This is a genomic window from Acinetobacter sp. 1130196 (assembly GCF_000588095.1).
In the GTDB taxonomy this organism is placed as follows: domain Bacteria; phylum Pseudomonadota; class Gammaproteobacteria; order Pseudomonadales; family Moraxellaceae; genus Acinetobacter; species Acinetobacter nosocomialis.
The window spans coordinates 1-18,173 of sequence record NZ_JFWX01000062.1; the positions used below are offsets into that span (position 1 = coordinate 1).

Sequence of the window (18,173 nt, forward strand, 5' to 3'; positions counted from 1 at the left end):
TTACCTGCAGAACTGCGTAAAACGTTGACCTATGACCGTGGACGCGAGATGTCAGAACATAAAATACTCGAAGAAGATTTAGGCATAGATGTATATTTCTGTGACCCACATTCACCTTGGCAAAAAGGCACATGCGAAAATATGAATGGTTTAATTAGGCAATATTTACCTAAAGGGATTGATTTAAATCAGGCAGATCAGCATTATTTAAATCAAGTTGCCATGTCACTGAATACTCGTCCTAGAAAGGCGTTAGATTGGCTTACACCATTAGAGAAATTTGCTCAGCTTGTTGATTATCATATGGCTTTTGAAACTGTCGCACCTCATGTTTGAATTCGCCATCTATCTCAAATAAAAAATCCTAAAATTACATTTTCTTTAAAATAACTCTTATTATAAAGATTAATTTAAATGTACTTTAAATATATTAAATTTTAATTTATGTGACATATTTAACAGAAATTTAATTTTAAGTAGATTGTTTTTTAATTTATAAAAAAAGAACCCCACCTTTAACAAAAAAATAATAAAATACACTAAATATCAATATCTTAATAAAAATCACTTCTAATAAATACAGAATAAACGCGATATTTTTTCACAAAATATTCTTTATATTATTGTAAGTAAATTTTACCTTACATTAAAAAAATAAAAACCAATTTAATTACTCAGAATTACCGGCACACCTTGAATTGGAAGCAATTTAAACTCATTAATTTTTATAATTAAACTTAAGAAAAGCAATAAAATTGAAGGTTTGCTTAAGTAATTTTCATATTGTATTTTAAAAATGAAAAATAAATAAATTTATATATTAAAGATAGATCTAATAATAAAAGTGAGATCAAAATGATTGAATGGTTACAAGGTGTTTTAAAACACAGCCCCGAAATATTATTGTTCTTATCACTCGCAATAGGTTTCTGGATCGGACAGTTCCAGTTCGGAAAATTTCAGTTTGGCGGAGTCGCAGGCTCCTTACTTGTAGCGGTCGTTTTAAGTCTTATTGGCGTACCGGTCGATAACGGCGTTAAAGCAATTTTGTTTGCTCTCTTCATTTACGCCGTAGGGTTTGAAAGTGGCCCCCAGTTTTTTAAATCACTCGGACCACAGTCCATAAAAGAAATTCTTTTAGCTGTATTTATGGCAGTGTGTGGTTTAGTCACCGTTTTAGTCATGGCCAAAATTTTCCATCTGGATAAAGGTTTGGCTGCCGGACTCGCCGCTGGTGGTATGACTCAATCTGCCATTATTGGTACTGCCGGAGATGCCATTTCGAGACTCGATTTGCCTCTAGCTGAAATTCAAAGACTTCAAGCAAATGTCGCGATTGGCTATGCCGTGACTTACATTTTTGGTTCATTGGGCGCGATTATTGTTTGTGTGAATATCTTGCCTAAATTTATGGGTAAAGAAATTCACGACGATGCTTTGAAAGCTCAAAGTGAACGACTCAAAGGTGCTTTTGAACTCGCGCCGGGTCAAGAACTTGCAATGCCGGAAATTGTTGGTCGTATTTATAAAGTCAAACAAGCCAACGGACACACTATTGCGGAACTTGAAGCAAAACAAGCCAGTATTACGATTGAACGGTTAAAACGTAAAGATCAGTTTATTGATGTTGCTCCCGAACTGACTTTACAAACTGACGATGTCGTCTTACTGGTCGGTCGCCGCGCCAGTGTAGTTTCGGTGGCTGACCAAATCGGACCCGAATTACAGTCATCGCAAGGTATGGAAATGATTATGGATACCAGTGATGTCATCCTACGAAATTCCAAATACATTAACCGTACCTTGGGAGATATTAAAGCCAATACTCCTGCGTATTTAAAACACGGTATTTATGTACTTGCAATTAAGCGTAATGATGAATCTCAACCGTTAAGTGACGACACCGTTTTAAAACAAGGCGATGTAGTTACCGTATATGGTACAAAAAGCGACCTCGACCGTTTGGTGAAAGAAGCAGGCAAAGCCTTGCCTGAAAGCTTAAAAACAGACTGGATTTTTCATGGTGCAGGCCTTGTGGTCGGTTTAGCGATCGGTCTTTTTGTGATTCGTTTAGGAGATGTGCCATTAACGCTTGGTGCTGGTGGTGGCGCGTTACTCTCGGGTCTTCTCTTTGGTTGGATCCGAAGCAGAAATCAGGTGCATGGCAATATGCCGTTAGCGGCTTCACAGCTTCTTAAAGACTTGGGGTTGGCAGGCTTTGTTGCAGCGGTCGGCTTACAATCAGGTTTACAGGCCATTCAAACCATTAAAGAAAGTGGTCTTTCACTCTTTATGATTGGCGTGGTGGTAACCCTAGTTCCTCTCTTACTTTCCATGCTGTTTGCTCGTTATGTTCTGCGTTACAGCAACGTTGCAGTGATGGCTGGTGCGCTATCTGGTTCACGCAGTGCAAACCCTGCATTTGGTGCAATTTTAGACAAAGCAGGAAACTCGATTCCGACCGTTCCATTTGCAATTACCTATGCCCTAGCAAATGTGTTCTTAACCTTACTCGGACCACTGATCGTAGGCTTGGCCTGATTTTATACATTGAATTAGAAATTTTATTCATCTCACTATAATTAAGGAGACGTCCCATGGGGAAAGTCGATTATTCTAAATATGCAAAACTCAGTCCATTTGAACTGAAAGATAATTTAATAGAATTAGCTCAAAGCCGAACTGACCGCATGATGTTAAATGCTGGGCGTGGTAATCCGAACTTTCTTGCGACTATCCCACGCCGAGCATTCTTTCAACTGGGTTTGTTTTCGGCAACCGAATCCGAGTTTTCGTTTTCATATATGCCAGAAGGTTTAGGTGGTTTCCCTCGCCCTGTTGGACTCCAGTCACGTTTTGATAACTTCATTTTAGAAAACCGCGATAAACCCGGTGTGGTCTTTTTAGGCAAAGCGGTGTCTTATGTCCGTGACCAATTAGGCTTAGACCCTGATCTGTTTTTACTTGAAATGGTTGAAGGAATTTTAGGCTGTAACTACCCAGTGCCAGACCGAATGCTCAGAGTGAGTGAAACGATTATTAAAGAGTACGTCTTACGAGAAATGGGCGTCCAAGGCATGCAAAAAAGAGATTTAGATTTGTTTGCTGTTGAAGGCGGAACAGCCGCAATGGCCTATATCTTTAACTCACTCAAAGAAAATAAAATCATTAAAAACGGCGACCGCATTGCCATTGGTAGTCCCATTTTTACGCCATATCTGGAAATTCCAAAACTTAATGACTACCAGCTTGAAGAAGTGCTCATTGAGGCTGACCCTAAACTCGGTTGGCAATATCCAGAGTCAGAACTTCGAAAGTTAGAAGATCCATCTATTAAGGCGTTCTTCTTGGTCAACCCAAGTAACCCGCCATCGGTCAAAATGAGTGATGAAGGACTTGCGATTTTGGCGGATATTGTCAAAAAACGCCCCGATCTGATTATTTTGACTGATGACGTTTATGGTACGTTTGCCGATAACTTCAAATCACTTTTTGCAATCTGTCCTGATAACACCATTTTGGTTTACTCGTTCTCTAAATACTTTGGTGCGACTGGTTGGCGACTTGGTGTCATTGCACTTTCAAATAACAATGTGCTTGATAAACAAATTGCGAATTTATCGAAAAAAGAGAAGAAAGAGCTTGAAGAGCGCTATTCATCTTTAACTACTGACCCATCAAGTATTAAGTTTATTGACCGTTTAGTTGCAGACAGCCGTAATGTTGCTTTAAACCATACGGCTGGCCTGTCTACTCCTCAGCAAGTACAAATGGTTTTATTTGCACTCTTTAATATGATGGATTCACGCCAAAGCTATAAAAAAGCAGTTAAGTCTGTTGTACGTGAACGCGATGCAGCACTGTATCGACAACTTGGTGTTGATGTTCCAACAGATCCAAATGCGGTCGACTACTACACCCTTGTTAACCTTGAAAACACCTCACGCACTCTCTATGGTGATGAGTTTGCCGACTGGGTTATGAAAAATAAAAATCCGACCGAGCTATTGTTTAGAGTAGCAGATGAAACAGGTGTGGTTTTATTACCGGGTTCTGGTTTTGGTGTGCAGCACCCTTCTGCCCGTGCGTCATTGGCTAACCTAAATGAATATCAATATGCTGCTATTGGTGATTCTCTAAGACGCTTTGCAGATGAAGCTTATGCGGAATATTTAAAAACCAAAAAAGGAAAATAACTGCATATAAAAAGTGAGGCTCTAGCAGCCTCACTTTTCTATTAATTCTCTAGCTAACTTTTACAAATAGTCACGCCACCATCGGCAAGTAAAGCACTTCCTGTAATAAAGCTTGCATCATCACTCACTAGAAAAAGTGCAGCTTTCGCAATTTCATCAGGCTCGGCTAAACGTTTCACGGCATGTATGCTTTTTATAAACTCTAGCACTTCTGGCGAAGACGTCGCCTCTTGTCCCATTGAAGTATTTGTTCCACCGGGTAAAAGCGCGTTTACTCGAATACCTGCTGTTGCATATTCTGCGGCCATCACTTTGGTTAAACCAATCAGTCCAGCTTTGCTTGCAGCATAAGCCGCCATTTGCGGGAACCCAATATGATGCCCCACAAAAGATGCGGTAAACAGGATTGAGCCATATTCCTGCTTTAACATGACTTTAAGCTGCTCTCTAGCCGACTGAAACGCACTGGTTAAATTGCTTTGCAGTACGTGATTCCAATTTTCATCGGTTGTGTCGTGAGTCAGTTGATATTCGCCCAATAGGCCTGCGTTATTAAACGCAATATCTAACCGTCCATAATATTGCAAGGCCGTATCAATCGCTTTTTGCATGGTTGTCGGGTCATTAAGATCCCCTGCGATAAAGTGCGCAACAACTCCATCTTGATTCAGTTTATTACAAAGCTGTTCTAAAATATTTTCACGGCGTGCAACAAGAATAACTTTTGCACCTTCCGCTACAAATAGGGACGCCGCGCTTAAACCTATACCTGAACTCGCACCCGTAATAATAGCTACTTTGTCTTTTAATCTGGTCATACTCACAATTCCATCTTTGTTTAAATTGATGGATATATTCTGAATAATCTGAAGAAAATAGACTCTCTGATTCTTGCTGTTTTGAAAAAATTAACGCTATAAAAACAGCAAGCTAAGCCCGCTTTTATAGAGTTAGCTTCTTGCCAGTTCTGCTTCTTTCTCTAACAATGCACGTTTACGTTCCACGCCCCACCGATATCCCGAAATAAAACCATCATTTCGAACCACACGATGACATGGAATAGCAACCGCCAACATGTTTGCTGCACACGCCCCTGCAACGGCCCGAACTGCTTTAGGTGAACCTATTTTTTGGGCTATATCAGAATAACTGGCCGTCTGCCCCGCAGGAATTTCTTTCAAGGCTTGCCATACTCTTTGTTGAAATGCGGTCCCTTGAATATCTAGCGGTAAATCTAATCCGATTTGTGGCGCTTCAATAAACCCGACAATATGCGCAATCAGTTGCTCAAACTCATCATCACACCCAATTAAATCGGCTTCTGGGAATTTATCTTGTAAATCATTTAAAAGCTTTTCAGGGTCATCGCCTAGCAAAATTGCACAAATTCCTTTTTGACTTTGAGCAACTAAAATATCTCCTAAAGAGCACTCACCTATGGCGAAAAAAATACGTACACCTTTACCGCCAGATTTCCATTCTTTCGCTGTCATACCTAATAGCGAATTTGAATTTTCATAAAACTGACTATTCGAATTAAAGCCTGCATTAAATATCGCATCAGTCACACTGATATTTTCATTTAAGTTTTCTCTTAGCTTTTTACTTTTATGGGCATCGGCATAGCCTTTAGGTGTTAGACCAGTAATTTGCTTAAAAACTCTATGAAAATGGTATGCGCTCATTCCCACATGATCTGCCACGTCTGATAAAGACAGGTTTTCCTCATGCAGCTCAATATATCTACAAGCTTTCTCAATTTTTTCTACAAGCTTTGGATCGTGTGCGTTCGAGAGTCTATTTTGTATTTTTTGGCTAGCTCGATAACCATTTTTCTCGGCTTTCGCGGCACTTTCAAAAAAAAATACATTTTCTTTTTTAGGCAGCCTTTTTGTACTTGACGGTAGACAGTACATCCCTGAGGTTTTAACGCCATAAACAAAATATGCATCAGCTTCAGCATTTCGATCTACAATTGCTTGCCATCTATCCTCGTCTGTTATCCACTGATTTTTCATTTTGCTCACCTCAATTGCAATTTAATATTTAATGACTTATTTTCGCAACTTTGTTGATAAGCAAAACTCTTGGTATTGCTATTTTAATCTTTTCAACGCAAAAACATTCCAATGCAACTTTACTCCGAGCACACCCAATAAAATTAATGCTGCACCTAAAATTTGAGTATGGGTCAGCACATGATCAAAGAAGAAATAATCAATTACTATGGTCGATATAGGATAGATAAAAGATAAGATCGCAATGTTATTTAAAGGTATTTTCTTAATTGCAGAGTACATTAAATAGTAAAGAAATGCTGTGTGTAAAACCCCTAACCCAAGTACAAATACCCATTGTTGGCCTATCGGTGGATTTGTAAAAACCGAAATAAACGGAGTCATAACAATGGCTCCACTTAAGGTTTGTATAAACACAATTAATAACGGCGGTGTATTGGTTAGTTTTTTAGTGATTAGAACCGATATTGAATACAGTGTAGTGGCAACTAAAACCAGCCCTAAGCCAATTAACTCATTCGTATTCACCGAGGCACTGCCCAAACCTATAATCACAATTAAGCCTACAAAAGCAACTATGGTCCATAACACATCATTTTTATTTAGCTTTTCATGAAAAACTAAAGCTCCTAAAAATAAAATGACAAACGGGTTTACGTGATAAACAATCGTTGCTAAAGAAATAGAGGTTTTGGGAAAAGCGGCAAACAGTAGAACCCAGTTAAAAATAATCAGTAGGCCTGAACTCACCATTAAAAATAATTCTTTTTCGCCAAAGTATACTTTTTTAAAATAACCATAGAATAAACAGATGGGTATTAGGCATAGTGCTGAAATAAGGCAGCGAAAAAATACAATATTAATGGGTGATTGACCTGATTTAATTACAAATAGACCAATACTCCCTGAAAGTAGCATGGCTACTATCATTTCAAGTGTGCCGACTTTCCTTTTTAACTCATGATCATTCACACATTTCTCCAATAAATTTATATCTTTAATTATTTGGCTAATTTATATTTACCTAATCAATTAGAATTTTTTAAGATAAATCGTTTAAACTTAGTAATATAAAATTTAAATTATTCATCTATTTAATATGAAAATTAATTTTGATGTTAAAGTCGTTTCTGGTTTAGTAGGTTCCTTAAATATTCAAATTATACCTTTGGATCTAAATAGAAATAAAGATTGTATAGACTCTATAGTTATTGATGAAATTGCTTTTTCACTCGTTGAAAATGTATTTAACCGAGATAAAGAAAAGTTTTTTCATTGGGGAGCTACTTTTATTAGCTCTAAAAAAATAAGAGATATTATAAAAGATTTATATAGGCTTCATTCATTTATAAATCAGTTAGATAAATACGATAAGGCATTAAAGCTCATTTTCGAAGAAGAAACAGAATGGTTTGCAACTCACTTTAACTTTTTCAAACCACAAGCACTTAACATGATCATAGAAATTACAAAATTTCTTGAGAAAGCCGAAAACGAATATGATGGCATTACCGTATTAGGCATTTAACAACCCAAGCCCAATAGCTTGGGTTGCTCTGAGTTTTTAGGCGACTCTCACCAAAAAGTAATCTAACAACTTGGTTTGTTCTTCAACTCTGTCTGAGGTTAGAAGCCCTAAAATTGCCCCATCTATCATAAATACCAAAATCTCTGCTTCTGCATAGGAAGTCATTTTCTTAGTTTCTACCATGAGGCAGAAAACCTCATTTTTTAGCCAACGCCTATAACGCACGGCACTTTGGTAAGCATAAGGATAAAGTGATTTAGTTTCAAAAATTGCTTTAAACAATAGGTAATAAGCGCTATTTAAGTCGGCATGTAAAAGATAAATTTGTCTGAGTTTATCGGTTAACGTGGAATATTGGGTTGTTTCTATCACCTCTCTTACTTTTTCCATGAGTGTGTCTTTTTGAAGTAAAAGGCATATTTCAATGAGGCCTGCTTTTGAGCGAAAGTAATTGTAAAGCGTAGCTTTCGGAATGTTGGACTCTTTGGCAATCAGGTCTACGCCTGCGGTATGAAATCCATAGGTTGTAAATAGACGTATAGCCGTTCGAATAATGTGTAATTTTTTGGAGGGCGCTTCTAAATAACGTGGCATAATTTTACCAATTAAAATAATTTTTTGTTGTATATAAAAGAGATAGAAATGCCCCCACTCTTGAATTGAGTGCTAAATACAGACATGCAAAAGCCGCACAATAATGGTGTGCTCGCCTATCTCAGGTTTATTGTTGCTATGATTTTTAGTCGTAACGATTCTTAAGGCGTAGAAAACCTAGAGTCGATTGAACCGTTTTATAGACTTTTTAAGCGGTATGGGCAGAGAGAATTTGGCGAAAGCCAATAAAAAAGAATTAATACGCACAGAGGACTCCTCATGTCTAAAGAAGTTCTACCGAATCACTGTCAAACGATTATGGTGGCAGAACGAGAGAAGGTTGACAGACTGGTTAGACGCCAGCACACCCGAAGGTGTCCCTCTCCCGTCCTACCGCTACGGGAGGAGACGAGGAGCTTACACACAGGACTATTCCTCAGAAGGAATAATTCTGATGTGGTCTAAATCAGCCTGTCAAAGCCGGCTGGCAATGTGGCCAGCAGGCAAAGGATAGTGCTCAACCCTATTACAGTCAAGCATACAAAATGACATTTGCTTTAAATTAGAGCATTAAAAAGTAAGGATAAATAATTAAAATTTATTGTTAAATTGGGGTTTATAAAACACTGAAATAAGATAAAACGTCTATTATTTCTTCTTTAAGGATTTCAAGTAAATTGATTCAAATTTTATAAAATAATCAAAAATTCAATTAACTATATAGATATTAATTTTATAAATAATAAATTAATAAAAGCTCATTACAGGAGATGTAAACTATGTAAGTTTACTCCATCCCATTTATATGAGTATATTTATTTATCAGGGGATTTCTTCTTCAAGCGGTTTACGGGTATATGGTATAAATTCTTTTTTCATTGCTCCAAATAATTGAAAATTTTGCTTAGCCATATTTAAACTAATACCATTTGCTCCTCCCATATAATCAGGATCTTTATTCTGAACATTGTCATCTTCCCAAAAACAGACTGCACAGATATCGAACGAACCATAGGGTAATTCATCAAATGTAAGATAACCACAGCATGGACATGCGTAAGACACTATTTTCTCCTATCTTTATCTATATCAATAAATTATACCATTAGTAGGTTTAAGCGTATTTTATGGATAACTCATGAATGTAGTCTTTATTTTTAACATTCAAAACTAAAACTTTTATAGCTATTATGGGTGAGAGTCTAATTTATTATTTAACTCTAATATGAATAATATATTTTGATAACAATTTAATTGATTTTTATAAGGATTATGATGAATTTGGCTGATATAAAAATTTCTACTCACAGGCTGAACTTAAAACCATTTACAGCAAATGATGCGGATGAAACATACAGCTGTATTACCCCTACACTCACACGCTATTTGGCTTGGTACCCTCAACCAAGACATGAGTTCGATCAAACTTGGAGTAAATGGCTAAAGAACTTTGCTGTTGGAACTGAAATTATATTTGTTATCAGAGAGGCATCTTCTCAAGTATTTATAGGCCTTGTAGGTCTACATCGTATGCAAACCAGTAACCCAGAGTTAGGTATATGGATACGCGAAGACTATCATCATCATGGTTATGGTAGAGAAGCTGTTACAGCGGTAGCAAAGTGGGCAATTGACTTTGTTAAGCCGGAATTATTTGTTTATCCCGTTGCCGAAGAAAACCACCCAAGTCGAAAAATTGCTGAATCTTTAGGGGGTAAAGTAGTTTCCAAGTTTACTGGTCCTAAATATGAAATTGTAACCTATGAGATTCCTATCAATTACTAAACCCATAGAAATGGCTTAAAAATCTAAATGCTTTTAGAAGAAAAATTTGTTAAAACAAAAAAGCCAATTCTTTCGAATTAGCTTAATTACAACAGACCAGCTTTACTTGAAAATTGCTTCTTGCTTTTATTGTTCGCAACAATCTTCATCTTTTCTTGTTATAGGCTTAACTTAGCTTTTCATTATGACAATTCGGTTAAAAAAACATCAACCTTATATATAAAAACAAACTTGATACATAAAATAGTATTTTTAGCGAACTAGATCACAACTTAAGCAAATTGGATATTTTAAATACATATTCCACTAAGCGCTTAAGTCTATTATGCTTGAGTTATCGAATTGTTAAGTATGTATGATGGACCAGCAAACTTTATTACAAGAACTGAACTCTCTCATTGAATACTATTCAAAAAGAACCGATTGCCCACCTACTCGAATACGCATCGGCTATAGAGTGTATGCAAAGCTCATGCAATGCCCGCCTTTTGCAGATGAAGTAATGAACTCGGCGCTAGATCCAAATAAACGAAAATATAAAAAGATAAAGATTAAAATTACCAAAGATGATGACCAATTAGAGCTTGAATAGTTATATGTTGTGAATATCTCAAATTAGTTTGTATCTACCTTAAAAATTTCTTTTATCATTTCTATTTCTTCAGCTGCAATATGAGTTAACTGTATTGATGATAGTTCCTTATTGGAGTTAAAACCCAAATATAATTCTTCATTTTTAAAGTAACATACTGATTTTTCAATATTTAAGAAATTTAATACTAAGTAATCTAAACCTAAAATTAATTGAAGTTCATAATTAAAATCATCTCTAAATATGCTTGAATAATCCTCAGATATTATATTCCACTCTGAAACATCAAATTTAGGTAGGAAATTTTCCACAGGAAATGGAATTTTATATTTATTATTTTTTTTCAAAATGTTACTAGAATTTATTGATGCAAGAGTAATATTAATTACTTCGCCAGTGTTACTTAAACCTAGTTCAAATAAACAAGTTTTTCCATTTCCACATCGCCAGTATAGATCAGCTAATCCACTATTAGAGAACTCAATAGAAAAAGGAATGTATGAATCTATGTTAGTCAGTACATGTTTAGGCTGCTGCTTATCAGACATAACTAACATAGGTGATCCTTATCAATCTAAAATTAAATCCTAAAATAATTATTTGATTGTAAGCTATTTTTCAAGACAAAAAGCCCATGAACTGAGCTTTTATCTTTCATACAACATAACTTTTAAAACTCGACTTGCACCGTAACCGTATCTTGATACGTTCCCGCTGGTACAGTGTCTGCATTTTCATCGACAATTTTTGTGGTAAACACATAACTCTGCTGGGTTACTCCGTTATGCACGCCCGGATTAACCGTTGCGTTTAAACTCGACCAACGTTCGTTACCACTGCCCCATCGGTCATTCGATGAATTTTTAAAAATATCGTATTTTAAATACGTATTTCCCGTTTGCGACTTCATAGCACGTTGGTTACCGTTTTGAGGAGAAAGTCCATTATTTAAACTGACATAATATGGTGTATTTACCGAGCAACGGATTCCCATAGACGACTGAACAGGTTCAAGCTTGGAAGCAAACGCCGCCGTACCAAAGTTTACGTCTTGAGCTAAAATTCGGCAGTCTGGAAGTACAGTAATTGAGAGTGAACCAAGGGAGTCCGCGCCAGTTCCCCAGTTAAAACCAATACCTAATACCCCACGTTTAAACCCCGGGCTTTCAAAAAAGATCCCGATGCCAGCAATAGCAACCCCCGGTACCGAATAAAACCATTTTACTTTTAAAGGTGAATCAGCCTGATAAACACCAGGTGATACGCTTTGCCCAGCCGGAAGCCGTATGTAGAAAGGTAAATTACCATCTGGTCCGCTAAAAAGATTGACCAGCGTAAAGCTACTCATGTCTTTTTCTTGGCCTAAGCTTATGATTTCATTGTTACTGTCTAAAATAACAGCATTGAGCTTTTCTCCGGTTTGAGCATTGGTAAATGAATTCGACATTTGCTCAACCCGATATTTTAGGTAGGTCATGTTCGCCAAAGCCAAGCTAAAACCCGTGCATGACAAACCTGAATTAAACTGTGAAGAGTTTTCACCGTTTTCTGTTAAATAGATAGACGGAACCGAAATAGAAGATGAACCAGAAGCACTCACATTACATGCAGCATGAGCCAAATTTCCAGCTAGCATTAGTCCAGAAAATATACATAAATGACTAAGTAATTTTTTTGTTTTTATATTCATGGTAAAGATACCTCATGACACGTAACAGGCTTAACCACCACAATTTGTTGCTTGGCTTGCTCTACATCTACAGAAAAATCTGCCTTACAAATACTCTGATCCGAACGTTGAACAGTTACGGTATTGTTCGGTTTTAAATTTTCTAAATAGACAATGCCATCCATTCCCACATAAGACGACTCTTGGTCAGCTCTATGCACGACAGAACCTACAGGCATCGGTTTACCGTCTGCTTGAGTTAAATAAACGTTAGCAGCAATAGACTGATGAAGTGGGAACTTAATCACAACGCCAGAACCGCGTTTGGCAGCAATACGCTGTTCAACTTGTGTGATGGTGAAGTTTGAAGGTAAGTCGATTGGGTCGACGCTGTATTTACCCGAATAGTAAGGCGTAACGGATGGCACAAAAATGTGGCCTTTTTTATTGCTACGACCAATTAGGCTGTTTTCGTATCTGACCAAAACATCCGGTACTTGGTTGGTATCAATCAATGCAAAAGAATCGCCTAAACGGTTTGAAGCAAATACTTCTCCTGCCATATAAATGAGAGATCCGGATAGACCAAACCAATAGTTATAGTCATGGTTTCCAGATATCCCAAAGTCGGTATTAATATAACCGTTGCGGTAATTGACTCGTGCCTGATTTAAATCTTCACTATTTTCATTATAACGTCGGGTTAAATCGACACCGAAACCACCTTCGGATGGCACAGAACGGTTAAAGTTAATGTAGCCGGTATCGCCTTGTTTATTAAATGCATAACCCGAGTTTACAGTTGCGTTTCGTTGAAACAGCGGTATCGAAAGTTGAAATGCAGCACTCCACTCTTTTTCAATAAAGTCACGGTTGGCACTTAAAGAAACAGTCACGCCATTCATATAAGTCGGTAAAACAGGTGCCCATGACAAGTTTAAGAAGCGGTTTTTAAAGTCATTTGCTTTAGTATTGATATAACCGACGCCAAAGGTGCCTGAGTTTTTAGTGGCAAAGTAAGTATTAGCGGTTAGGCTTTTATTGCTATTCACTGAAATTAAGTTGCTATATTGCAGCCGTGAAAGATCGGTATATTCATCATCACGCTGGTTATGGTTAATACTAAAACCAAACCGATTGCGGTTATAGCTGTACCCAACCGTATATTGTTTCCCTTCCAAGTCTTTCGTCCGATCTTCAGACATAGATTTATCGGCTTTACTTTGGCTAAAAGAAGCACTCAGTACACCTAAGTTTGCAAGTTTGAGTACAGACCCTGCACCGAATAACTGTAAGTCTGAAGAAAGCTCGGTACGCCCTTCTACTGTAAACCAGTCATTTACCCCATAACGGGCATCGGCTGCACTTGCAAATTTCCCATAAGAAAAATTCTTAAGTCCGTAGTCTTCACGGATTTTCCCTAAAGACAATGAGTAGTCAAATAAGCCAGGCTTTAGCAAAGTATTAGAAATATAAAACGGGACTGCTGTTGTGACCTGACGTCCGACTGCATCGGTCGTGACTACTACGGCTTCCCCTTTACCGTTAATAAAAGGAACATTATTTAAAATAAACGGCCCAGACTGTACTTCTGTTGAGCTGGTCTTTTGCCCGTTAATAATTAAATCGACTGTACTGGGTAACGCGGCTTGCCCAATAAACTGCGGTAATGGATAGGTAATTAAATCTGGTCGGGTTGAATAGTTTCTTTGTACCTGAAAACCGCCCAGACGAACAGAACTTCCCCAAGTCGTTTTACTACCCGTAATAATGTCACCAAGCACAAAAGATGTAGCGTTCTTTTGATTATCGAATTGCCAAGAGGTGTCATAACGACGATAGCCGTCATTGTCTAAAGACTCGGCATTACCTTCATTTTTAAATTGATTTTTAACATAGACCCCAGAATTTTTAATTACACCGAGCGGTGAGAAAAAGCGCTGCTCTGTAAATAAACTGCTGGTTGAACCACCCTGATGTGGTCTATACGTATAAAAATCATAGTTATTGAGCAGCCCTATACCCGACTGAGCAACGACAGGCTTATACCATGAGTCTTTACCTAAAACTTGAGTCGGCATCCAAGCAGGTGGAAAATTAAGCTTAAAATATTGATTTGATGATTGATACTCATAGCTCACATCTTTTAATTTATCTAAAGATATCCAGTCACTCGCATCGCCACTAAATCCCAAAGTTAAAACATCTTGATTGGTTAAAGTAGTCTGGTTGTTGGCCAATAACTCTTGAGGGATTTGAATTTCCAACTCATCAATCAACTTCTTCTTTTGTATAAAATACTCATCATTTTTAACAATAACAGGTACAACTTGCTGAATTGAATATTGGTTTACGACTAAATCCAGATACAATTTAAAAAGTTGATTAATCTCATTAATATTTTTTGGTGGTGGAGGTAAATCTCCAGCAAGAGCAATATTTGAAATATTTAAGCAACCACCCGACAACAAAATTAGCAAAATACTTTTGCATAAATTATTATGCCGAAGGATCATGTTGGATCCTCCATTTTGCTGATTTCGATCAACTCTTGTTTTATGCCAGAGCTATCAACACCATAAATTTTAGAGGTTTTTGACAACTCATTTGCAGTCGACTTATCAATGGCAAACTTCACAGTACTATTCGATAACACATAGCCGAAAGCAGCTTTTCCTAAAGAAATATCATGACCAGTTTTTGATGTTTTAAGCGCAGAAAGACGAGCAAATTTCTGTCCATTATTTTTTAAATATAGCTCAGACTGGCCTTTGTCATTGTTGCGGACTGACCACTGTAAAACAGGTTTGGCTAAAGGATTTTTTGCATTCGCTTTTTGGCTCTCTTCAGTTAAGCCACTGCCTATACCTTTTCCATAGGCAAACAACGGAATTGAATAACGCATTTGGAAACTTACTTTAGAAGCATCTTGTTCATTTCCATCAGAAAGGCGAATCGGTAACTCATCTACAATCAAACGATATGACTGCTCTTTACCATCTGGCAAATTGGCACTTTTGGTCAAACGAAGCATATGCTTCTCGCCTGCTTTAATTTTAGCTACAGGCGGGCTAGGGATAATTTCTGATTGCTCGCTATAGTCATCTTTTAAACCATTTTGACTCCATTTAAACACCCGAATTTGCACCATCGCATCGGTCTTGCCAGTATTTTGGAGCCAAACCGCGGTTGCTTTTTCATTGGCTTCTATTTTTGGATAAATTGGCCAAATTAAGAAGGTTGCTTGCGCCATCACAGGTGTAACAAGTGATAATGTACTTGCAAATAAAAAAGATTTTAAAATGCCATTTTTAATAAATGCAGAATTGTTCATACAAATCACCATGTAATCATTATTGAAACAGTATCTTTATAAATTCCAGCCGCATGTGATTCATTATTATTTTCTAAATCAACGACACCATATATTTCAAAATTTGCTAGACGGTTTGTAGGTTTTGTAGCAGGCAATAAATATTTATTACCAACCACATATTCACTAACCAAACTACTCGAATTATATAATTTGTAAGGTAGATAATTAGAAGATGAGCTATTTCTCATTCGCCTTATATTATTTTGTAGATTTTCACCACCATCTATAGAAATACTTACAGGTAAACTTTCTGTACAGCGTATATTCCAAGAACTTTTACTATTTATAATACTAGCAACCACTTTATCTTTTGATAAAGCCGAGTATTGACCAAAATCAATCTTTTGTTCGATATTATCTATCGAACAACCATTTTCAATTTTAGCTTGAACTTTAAAACTCGAATTTAATTGAGGATCAGCTGCATATATAAGTTGACTCATAGATAGCAACAACATTGCCTTAAAATAAAAAAATTTCATTTTCTTAAAACTCAATTGTAATTGGTACTATATCTTTATATTCACCTTTAGATATACCACTACCATCATGTACAGCTTGACCAAAAATATCAATATTCTTTTTAGTATTCATATCATTAAGTATAAAAACATCATTTGCTCTAATGACTTGTTTATTTAAACCATAGAGTAAATTATAAGCAATAAAATCTTTACCATTACTTAATGCATGATAATAATTTTGTGAGAATGAAACAGGAACTTTACTATCATTATTTCCAGATCCAAATATTATTTTTACAGTTGAAATACCAGCACATTGTATTTGCAAGCCGGAATTTCCGTTATTTATTAAACTTGCTTCCAACACCCCATTAAAAGCAGTTGTAGCTTCTCCAAAATCTACAGATCCAAAATTTAAATTTGCTGTATTATTTTCTACAACTTTATTATTGATAGAACAAGAAGGTAATAATTCAATTTGACTTGTTAATTTAGCTCCAATTTCACCCGCATTTAATGAAGTAATTAAAAAATATGAAAATATAAATGCTGAACCGCGATTGAATATCATCTTCCCTCCATTTAAAACAGGTTCACTCGTCTCTGAGTAAACCTGTCACTCAATTAATTATTTCTTTTTATATTTAGAAATTTACAGTGACTAATAGAGTATCTTTATAATCACCTTGTGCCTTTGCTGTACCTGTATTTGGTGCAATTGCACCGAAAATTGGCACCGCTGTAGCTTGTCCACTCACTGTAGTGAACTGTTGTGGTTGGTTCACAACATTGAGGTTTGTACGTGCAGCATCACGGTAAACGTTATATGCAACTACATCAGCAGAAGCAGTATTTTTTAAAGTACGGTCTGTACGTTCACCACCATCAATTGCGACTGTAAAATCAACAGGATCTGTGCCGTCACAAGTTACAGAAATATTGCCACCTGTTGCAGCTGAAGCAACTTCAGCCGTTAATACGTTGTTCCAAGTACCGGAAGTTTTACCAAAATCTAAAGTACCAAACTTGTTCATATTTCCTTCAGTTTGACTACCACCTACAGTACAGCCTGTCGAGATATTTAATTTAACGTCAACCTGTCCAGTAACAGCTGCTTGAGTATTTACCGCATAACCAGCAACTATTAATGCTGCAAGAAGTGATTTCTGAATGTTTTTCATATTCATAACCTACATATATAATGATTAGATTTGTAGAACAAAATGAATCAAACTTGATAAATAAAATACGGCTAATTTGTTTTATATATAAAACAAACTATCTTTTACTATTGTGTGATTCTTTTCACAATTTAATAACAATTATTTAACTTGTATACATAAGACCTCTTGCGAAAGTAAAAACCACCTCAATCTAAATTTCATGAGATATCAGAAATTAAATCGTTTTTCAGATTCTGAATTCCAGCGCTTGGTTGGTGTACCTCGACCAGTTTTTAGTGAAATGATCGAAGTTTTAAAAGAAGTAGAATCACTTAAAAAGAAATCTGGGCGTCCTCATACTTTAGCTATAGAGGATCAATTATTATTAACACTCAATTACTTACGGAATTACAGCACTCAATTGGAGTTGGCTGCAAATTACCATATCGCTGAAAGTAATGTGAATCGAACCATTAAAAAGGTTGAAGATGCATTGATGAAATCAAGACGGTTTACTCTGCCAAAACGAAGCATTACCACAGCAGACGAACAGTTTAACTGGGTCATTATTGATGCGACAGAATGTTCAATAGAACGTCCGAAAAAAAAATCAGGGCGAATTCAAACATGAGGTGCGACAGTTTCAAAAGCCATATGATAATCAACAAGCTGAGCAAATTTCTCTAATGGTGTAAGCCAATCTAACGCCTTTCTAGGACGAGTATTCAGTGACATGGCAACTTGATTTAAATAATGCTGATCTGCCTGATTTAAATCAATCCCTTTAG

The 18,173-nt window shown here is 36.6% G+C and carries 18 protein-coding genes and 2 pseudogenes; 7 read left to right on the forward strand and 13 right to left on the reverse strand.

Going from position 1 to position 18,173, the window contains the following annotated elements:
- The 3 genes from J671_RS25545 to J671_RS22970 form a co-directional block, all read left to right on the forward strand.
- A partial coding sequence (locus tag J671_RS25545; RefSeq protein ID WP_031970445.1) for an IS30 family transposase occupies positions 1-336 on the forward strand: 336 nt, incomplete at its 5' end.
- A 519-nt stretch (positions 337-855) separates the two neighbouring features.
- Positions 856-2,541 (forward strand): aspartate-alanine antiporter, encoded by a 1,686-nt coding sequence (aspT, locus tag J671_RS22965; protein WP_031983599.1) that lies wholly within the window; start codon positions 856-858, stop codon positions 2,539-2,541.
- Positions 2,542-2,597: 56 nt separating this feature from the next.
- A complete protein-coding gene (locus J671_RS22970; RefSeq protein WP_004700712.1) occupies positions 2,598-4,196 on the forward strand; it encodes a bifunctional aspartate transaminase/aspartate 4-decarboxylase in 1,599 nt (532 codons plus the stop codon).
- 53 nt (positions 4,197-4,249) lie between these two features.
- On the opposite strand, the gene J671_RS22975 is transcribed toward J671_RS22970, so the two are convergent.
- The 3 genes from J671_RS22975 to J671_RS22985 all read right to left on the reverse strand — a co-directional run bounded on the left by J671_RS22975 (position 4,250) and on the right by J671_RS22985 (position 7,186).
- The gene (locus tag J671_RS22975) at positions 4,250-5,014 is read right to left on the reverse strand and encodes an SDR family oxidoreductase (RefSeq protein WP_031983601.1); all 765 of its coding nucleotides are present in this window, start codon (positions 5,012-5,014) and stop codon (positions 4,250-4,252) included.
- 132 nt (positions 5,015-5,146) lie between these two features.
- Complete coding sequence (gene ada / locus J671_RS22980; RefSeq protein WP_031983604.1) at positions 5,147-6,214, reverse strand: bifunctional DNA-binding transcriptional regulator/O6-methylguanine-DNA methyltransferase Ada; 1,068 nt, start codon at positions 6,212-6,214, stop codon at positions 5,147-5,149.
- Positions 6,215-6,292: 78 nt separating this feature from the next.
- A complete protein-coding gene (locus tag J671_RS22985; RefSeq protein ID WP_031983605.1) occupies positions 6,293-7,186 on the reverse strand; it encodes a DMT family transporter in 894 nt (297 codons plus the stop codon).
- 127 nt (positions 7,187-7,313) lie between these two features.
- Here J671_RS22985 and J671_RS22990 point away from each other — a divergent pair, with 127 nt between their 5' ends.
- The gene (locus tag J671_RS22990) at positions 7,314-7,742 is read left to right on the forward strand and encodes a hypothetical protein (protein WP_031983608.1); all 429 of its coding nucleotides are present in this window, start codon (positions 7,314-7,316) and stop codon (positions 7,740-7,742) included.
- A gap of 36 nt (positions 7,743-7,778) precedes the next feature.
- Here the strand turns inward: J671_RS22990 and J671_RS22995 are convergent, their stop codons facing one another.
- Both J671_RS22995 and J671_RS23000 read right to left on the reverse strand, forming a co-directional pair.
- A complete protein-coding gene (locus J671_RS22995; RefSeq protein ID WP_002049267.1) occupies positions 7,779-8,336 on the reverse strand; it encodes a TetR/AcrR family transcriptional regulator in 558 nt (185 codons plus the stop codon).
- 822 nt (positions 8,337-9,158) lie between these two features.
- Entirely contained in the window at positions 9,159-9,401 is a 243-nt protein-coding gene (locus J671_RS23000; protein ID WP_031983609.1) for a CPCC family cysteine-rich protein, read from the reverse strand.
- 210 nt (positions 9,402-9,611) lie between these two features.
- Between J671_RS23000 and J671_RS23005 the strand changes: the two genes are divergently transcribed.
- The gene (locus tag J671_RS23005) at positions 9,612-10,121 is read left to right on the forward strand and encodes a GNAT family N-acetyltransferase (protein ID WP_031983610.1); all 510 of its coding nucleotides are present in this window, start codon (positions 9,612-9,614) and stop codon (positions 10,119-10,121) included.
- Between the two features lie 358 nt (positions 10,122-10,479).
- The gene (locus J671_RS26095) at positions 10,480-10,713 is read left to right on the forward strand and encodes a hypothetical protein (protein WP_031983612.1); all 234 of its coding nucleotides are present in this window, start codon (positions 10,480-10,482) and stop codon (positions 10,711-10,713) included.
- A gap of 23 nt (positions 10,714-10,736) precedes the next feature.
- On the opposite strand, the gene J671_RS23010 is transcribed toward J671_RS26095, so the two are convergent.
- The 7 genes from J671_RS23010 to csuAB form a co-directional block, all read right to left on the reverse strand.
- Entirely contained in the window at positions 10,737-11,270 is a 534-nt protein-coding gene (locus tag J671_RS23010) for a hypothetical protein (protein WP_031983613.1), read from the reverse strand.
- A gap of 113 nt (positions 11,271-11,383) precedes the next feature.
- Complete coding sequence (gene csuE / locus J671_RS23015; protein WP_004886355.1) at positions 11,384-12,403, reverse strand: Csu fimbrial tip adhesin CsuE; 1,020 nt, start codon at positions 12,401-12,403, stop codon at positions 11,384-11,386.
- Complete coding sequence (csuD, locus tag J671_RS23020; protein WP_031983616.1) at positions 12,400-14,898, reverse strand: Csu fimbrial usher CsuD; 2,499 nt, start codon at positions 14,896-14,898, stop codon at positions 12,400-12,402. Before csuD ends, csuE begins: the two co-directional genes overlap by 4 nt.
- Positions 14,895-15,728: a Csu fimbrial biogenesis chaperone CsuC gene (csuC, locus tag J671_RS23025; RefSeq protein WP_151781919.1), complete on the reverse strand. Its 834-nt coding sequence runs from the start codon at positions 15,726-15,728 to the stop codon at positions 14,895-14,897. The genes csuD and csuC overlap by 4 nt, the downstream gene beginning before the upstream one ends.
- Complete coding sequence (locus J671_RS23030) at positions 15,722-16,240, reverse strand: spore coat U domain-containing protein (RefSeq protein ID WP_031983619.1); 519 nt, start codon at positions 16,238-16,240, stop codon at positions 15,722-15,724. The genes csuC and J671_RS23030 overlap by 7 nt, the downstream gene beginning before the upstream one ends.
- A 4-nt stretch (positions 16,241-16,244) precedes the next feature.
- Positions 16,245-16,793, reverse strand: coding sequence for a spore coat protein U domain-containing protein (locus tag J671_RS23035; protein ID WP_022575431.1), 549 nt, complete (start codon positions 16,791-16,793; stop codon positions 16,245-16,247).
- Between the two features lie 73 nt (positions 16,794-16,866).
- Positions 16,867-17,403 (reverse strand): Csu fimbrial major subunit CsuAB, encoded by a 537-nt coding sequence (csuAB, locus tag J671_RS23040; RefSeq protein ID WP_031983623.1) that lies wholly within the window; start codon positions 17,401-17,403, stop codon positions 16,867-16,869.
- Between the two features lie 202 nt (positions 17,404-17,605).
- Here csuAB and J671_RS23045 point away from each other — a divergent pair.
- A pseudogene (locus J671_RS23045) lies at positions 17,606-18,004 on the forward strand (transposase family protein); the annotation flags it as partial.
- 2 nt (positions 18,005-18,006) lie between these two features.
- Here J671_RS23045 and J671_RS25870 read toward each other — a convergent pair.
- Positions 18,007-18,173, reverse strand: a pseudogene (locus J671_RS25870) (IS30 family transposase); the annotation flags it as partial.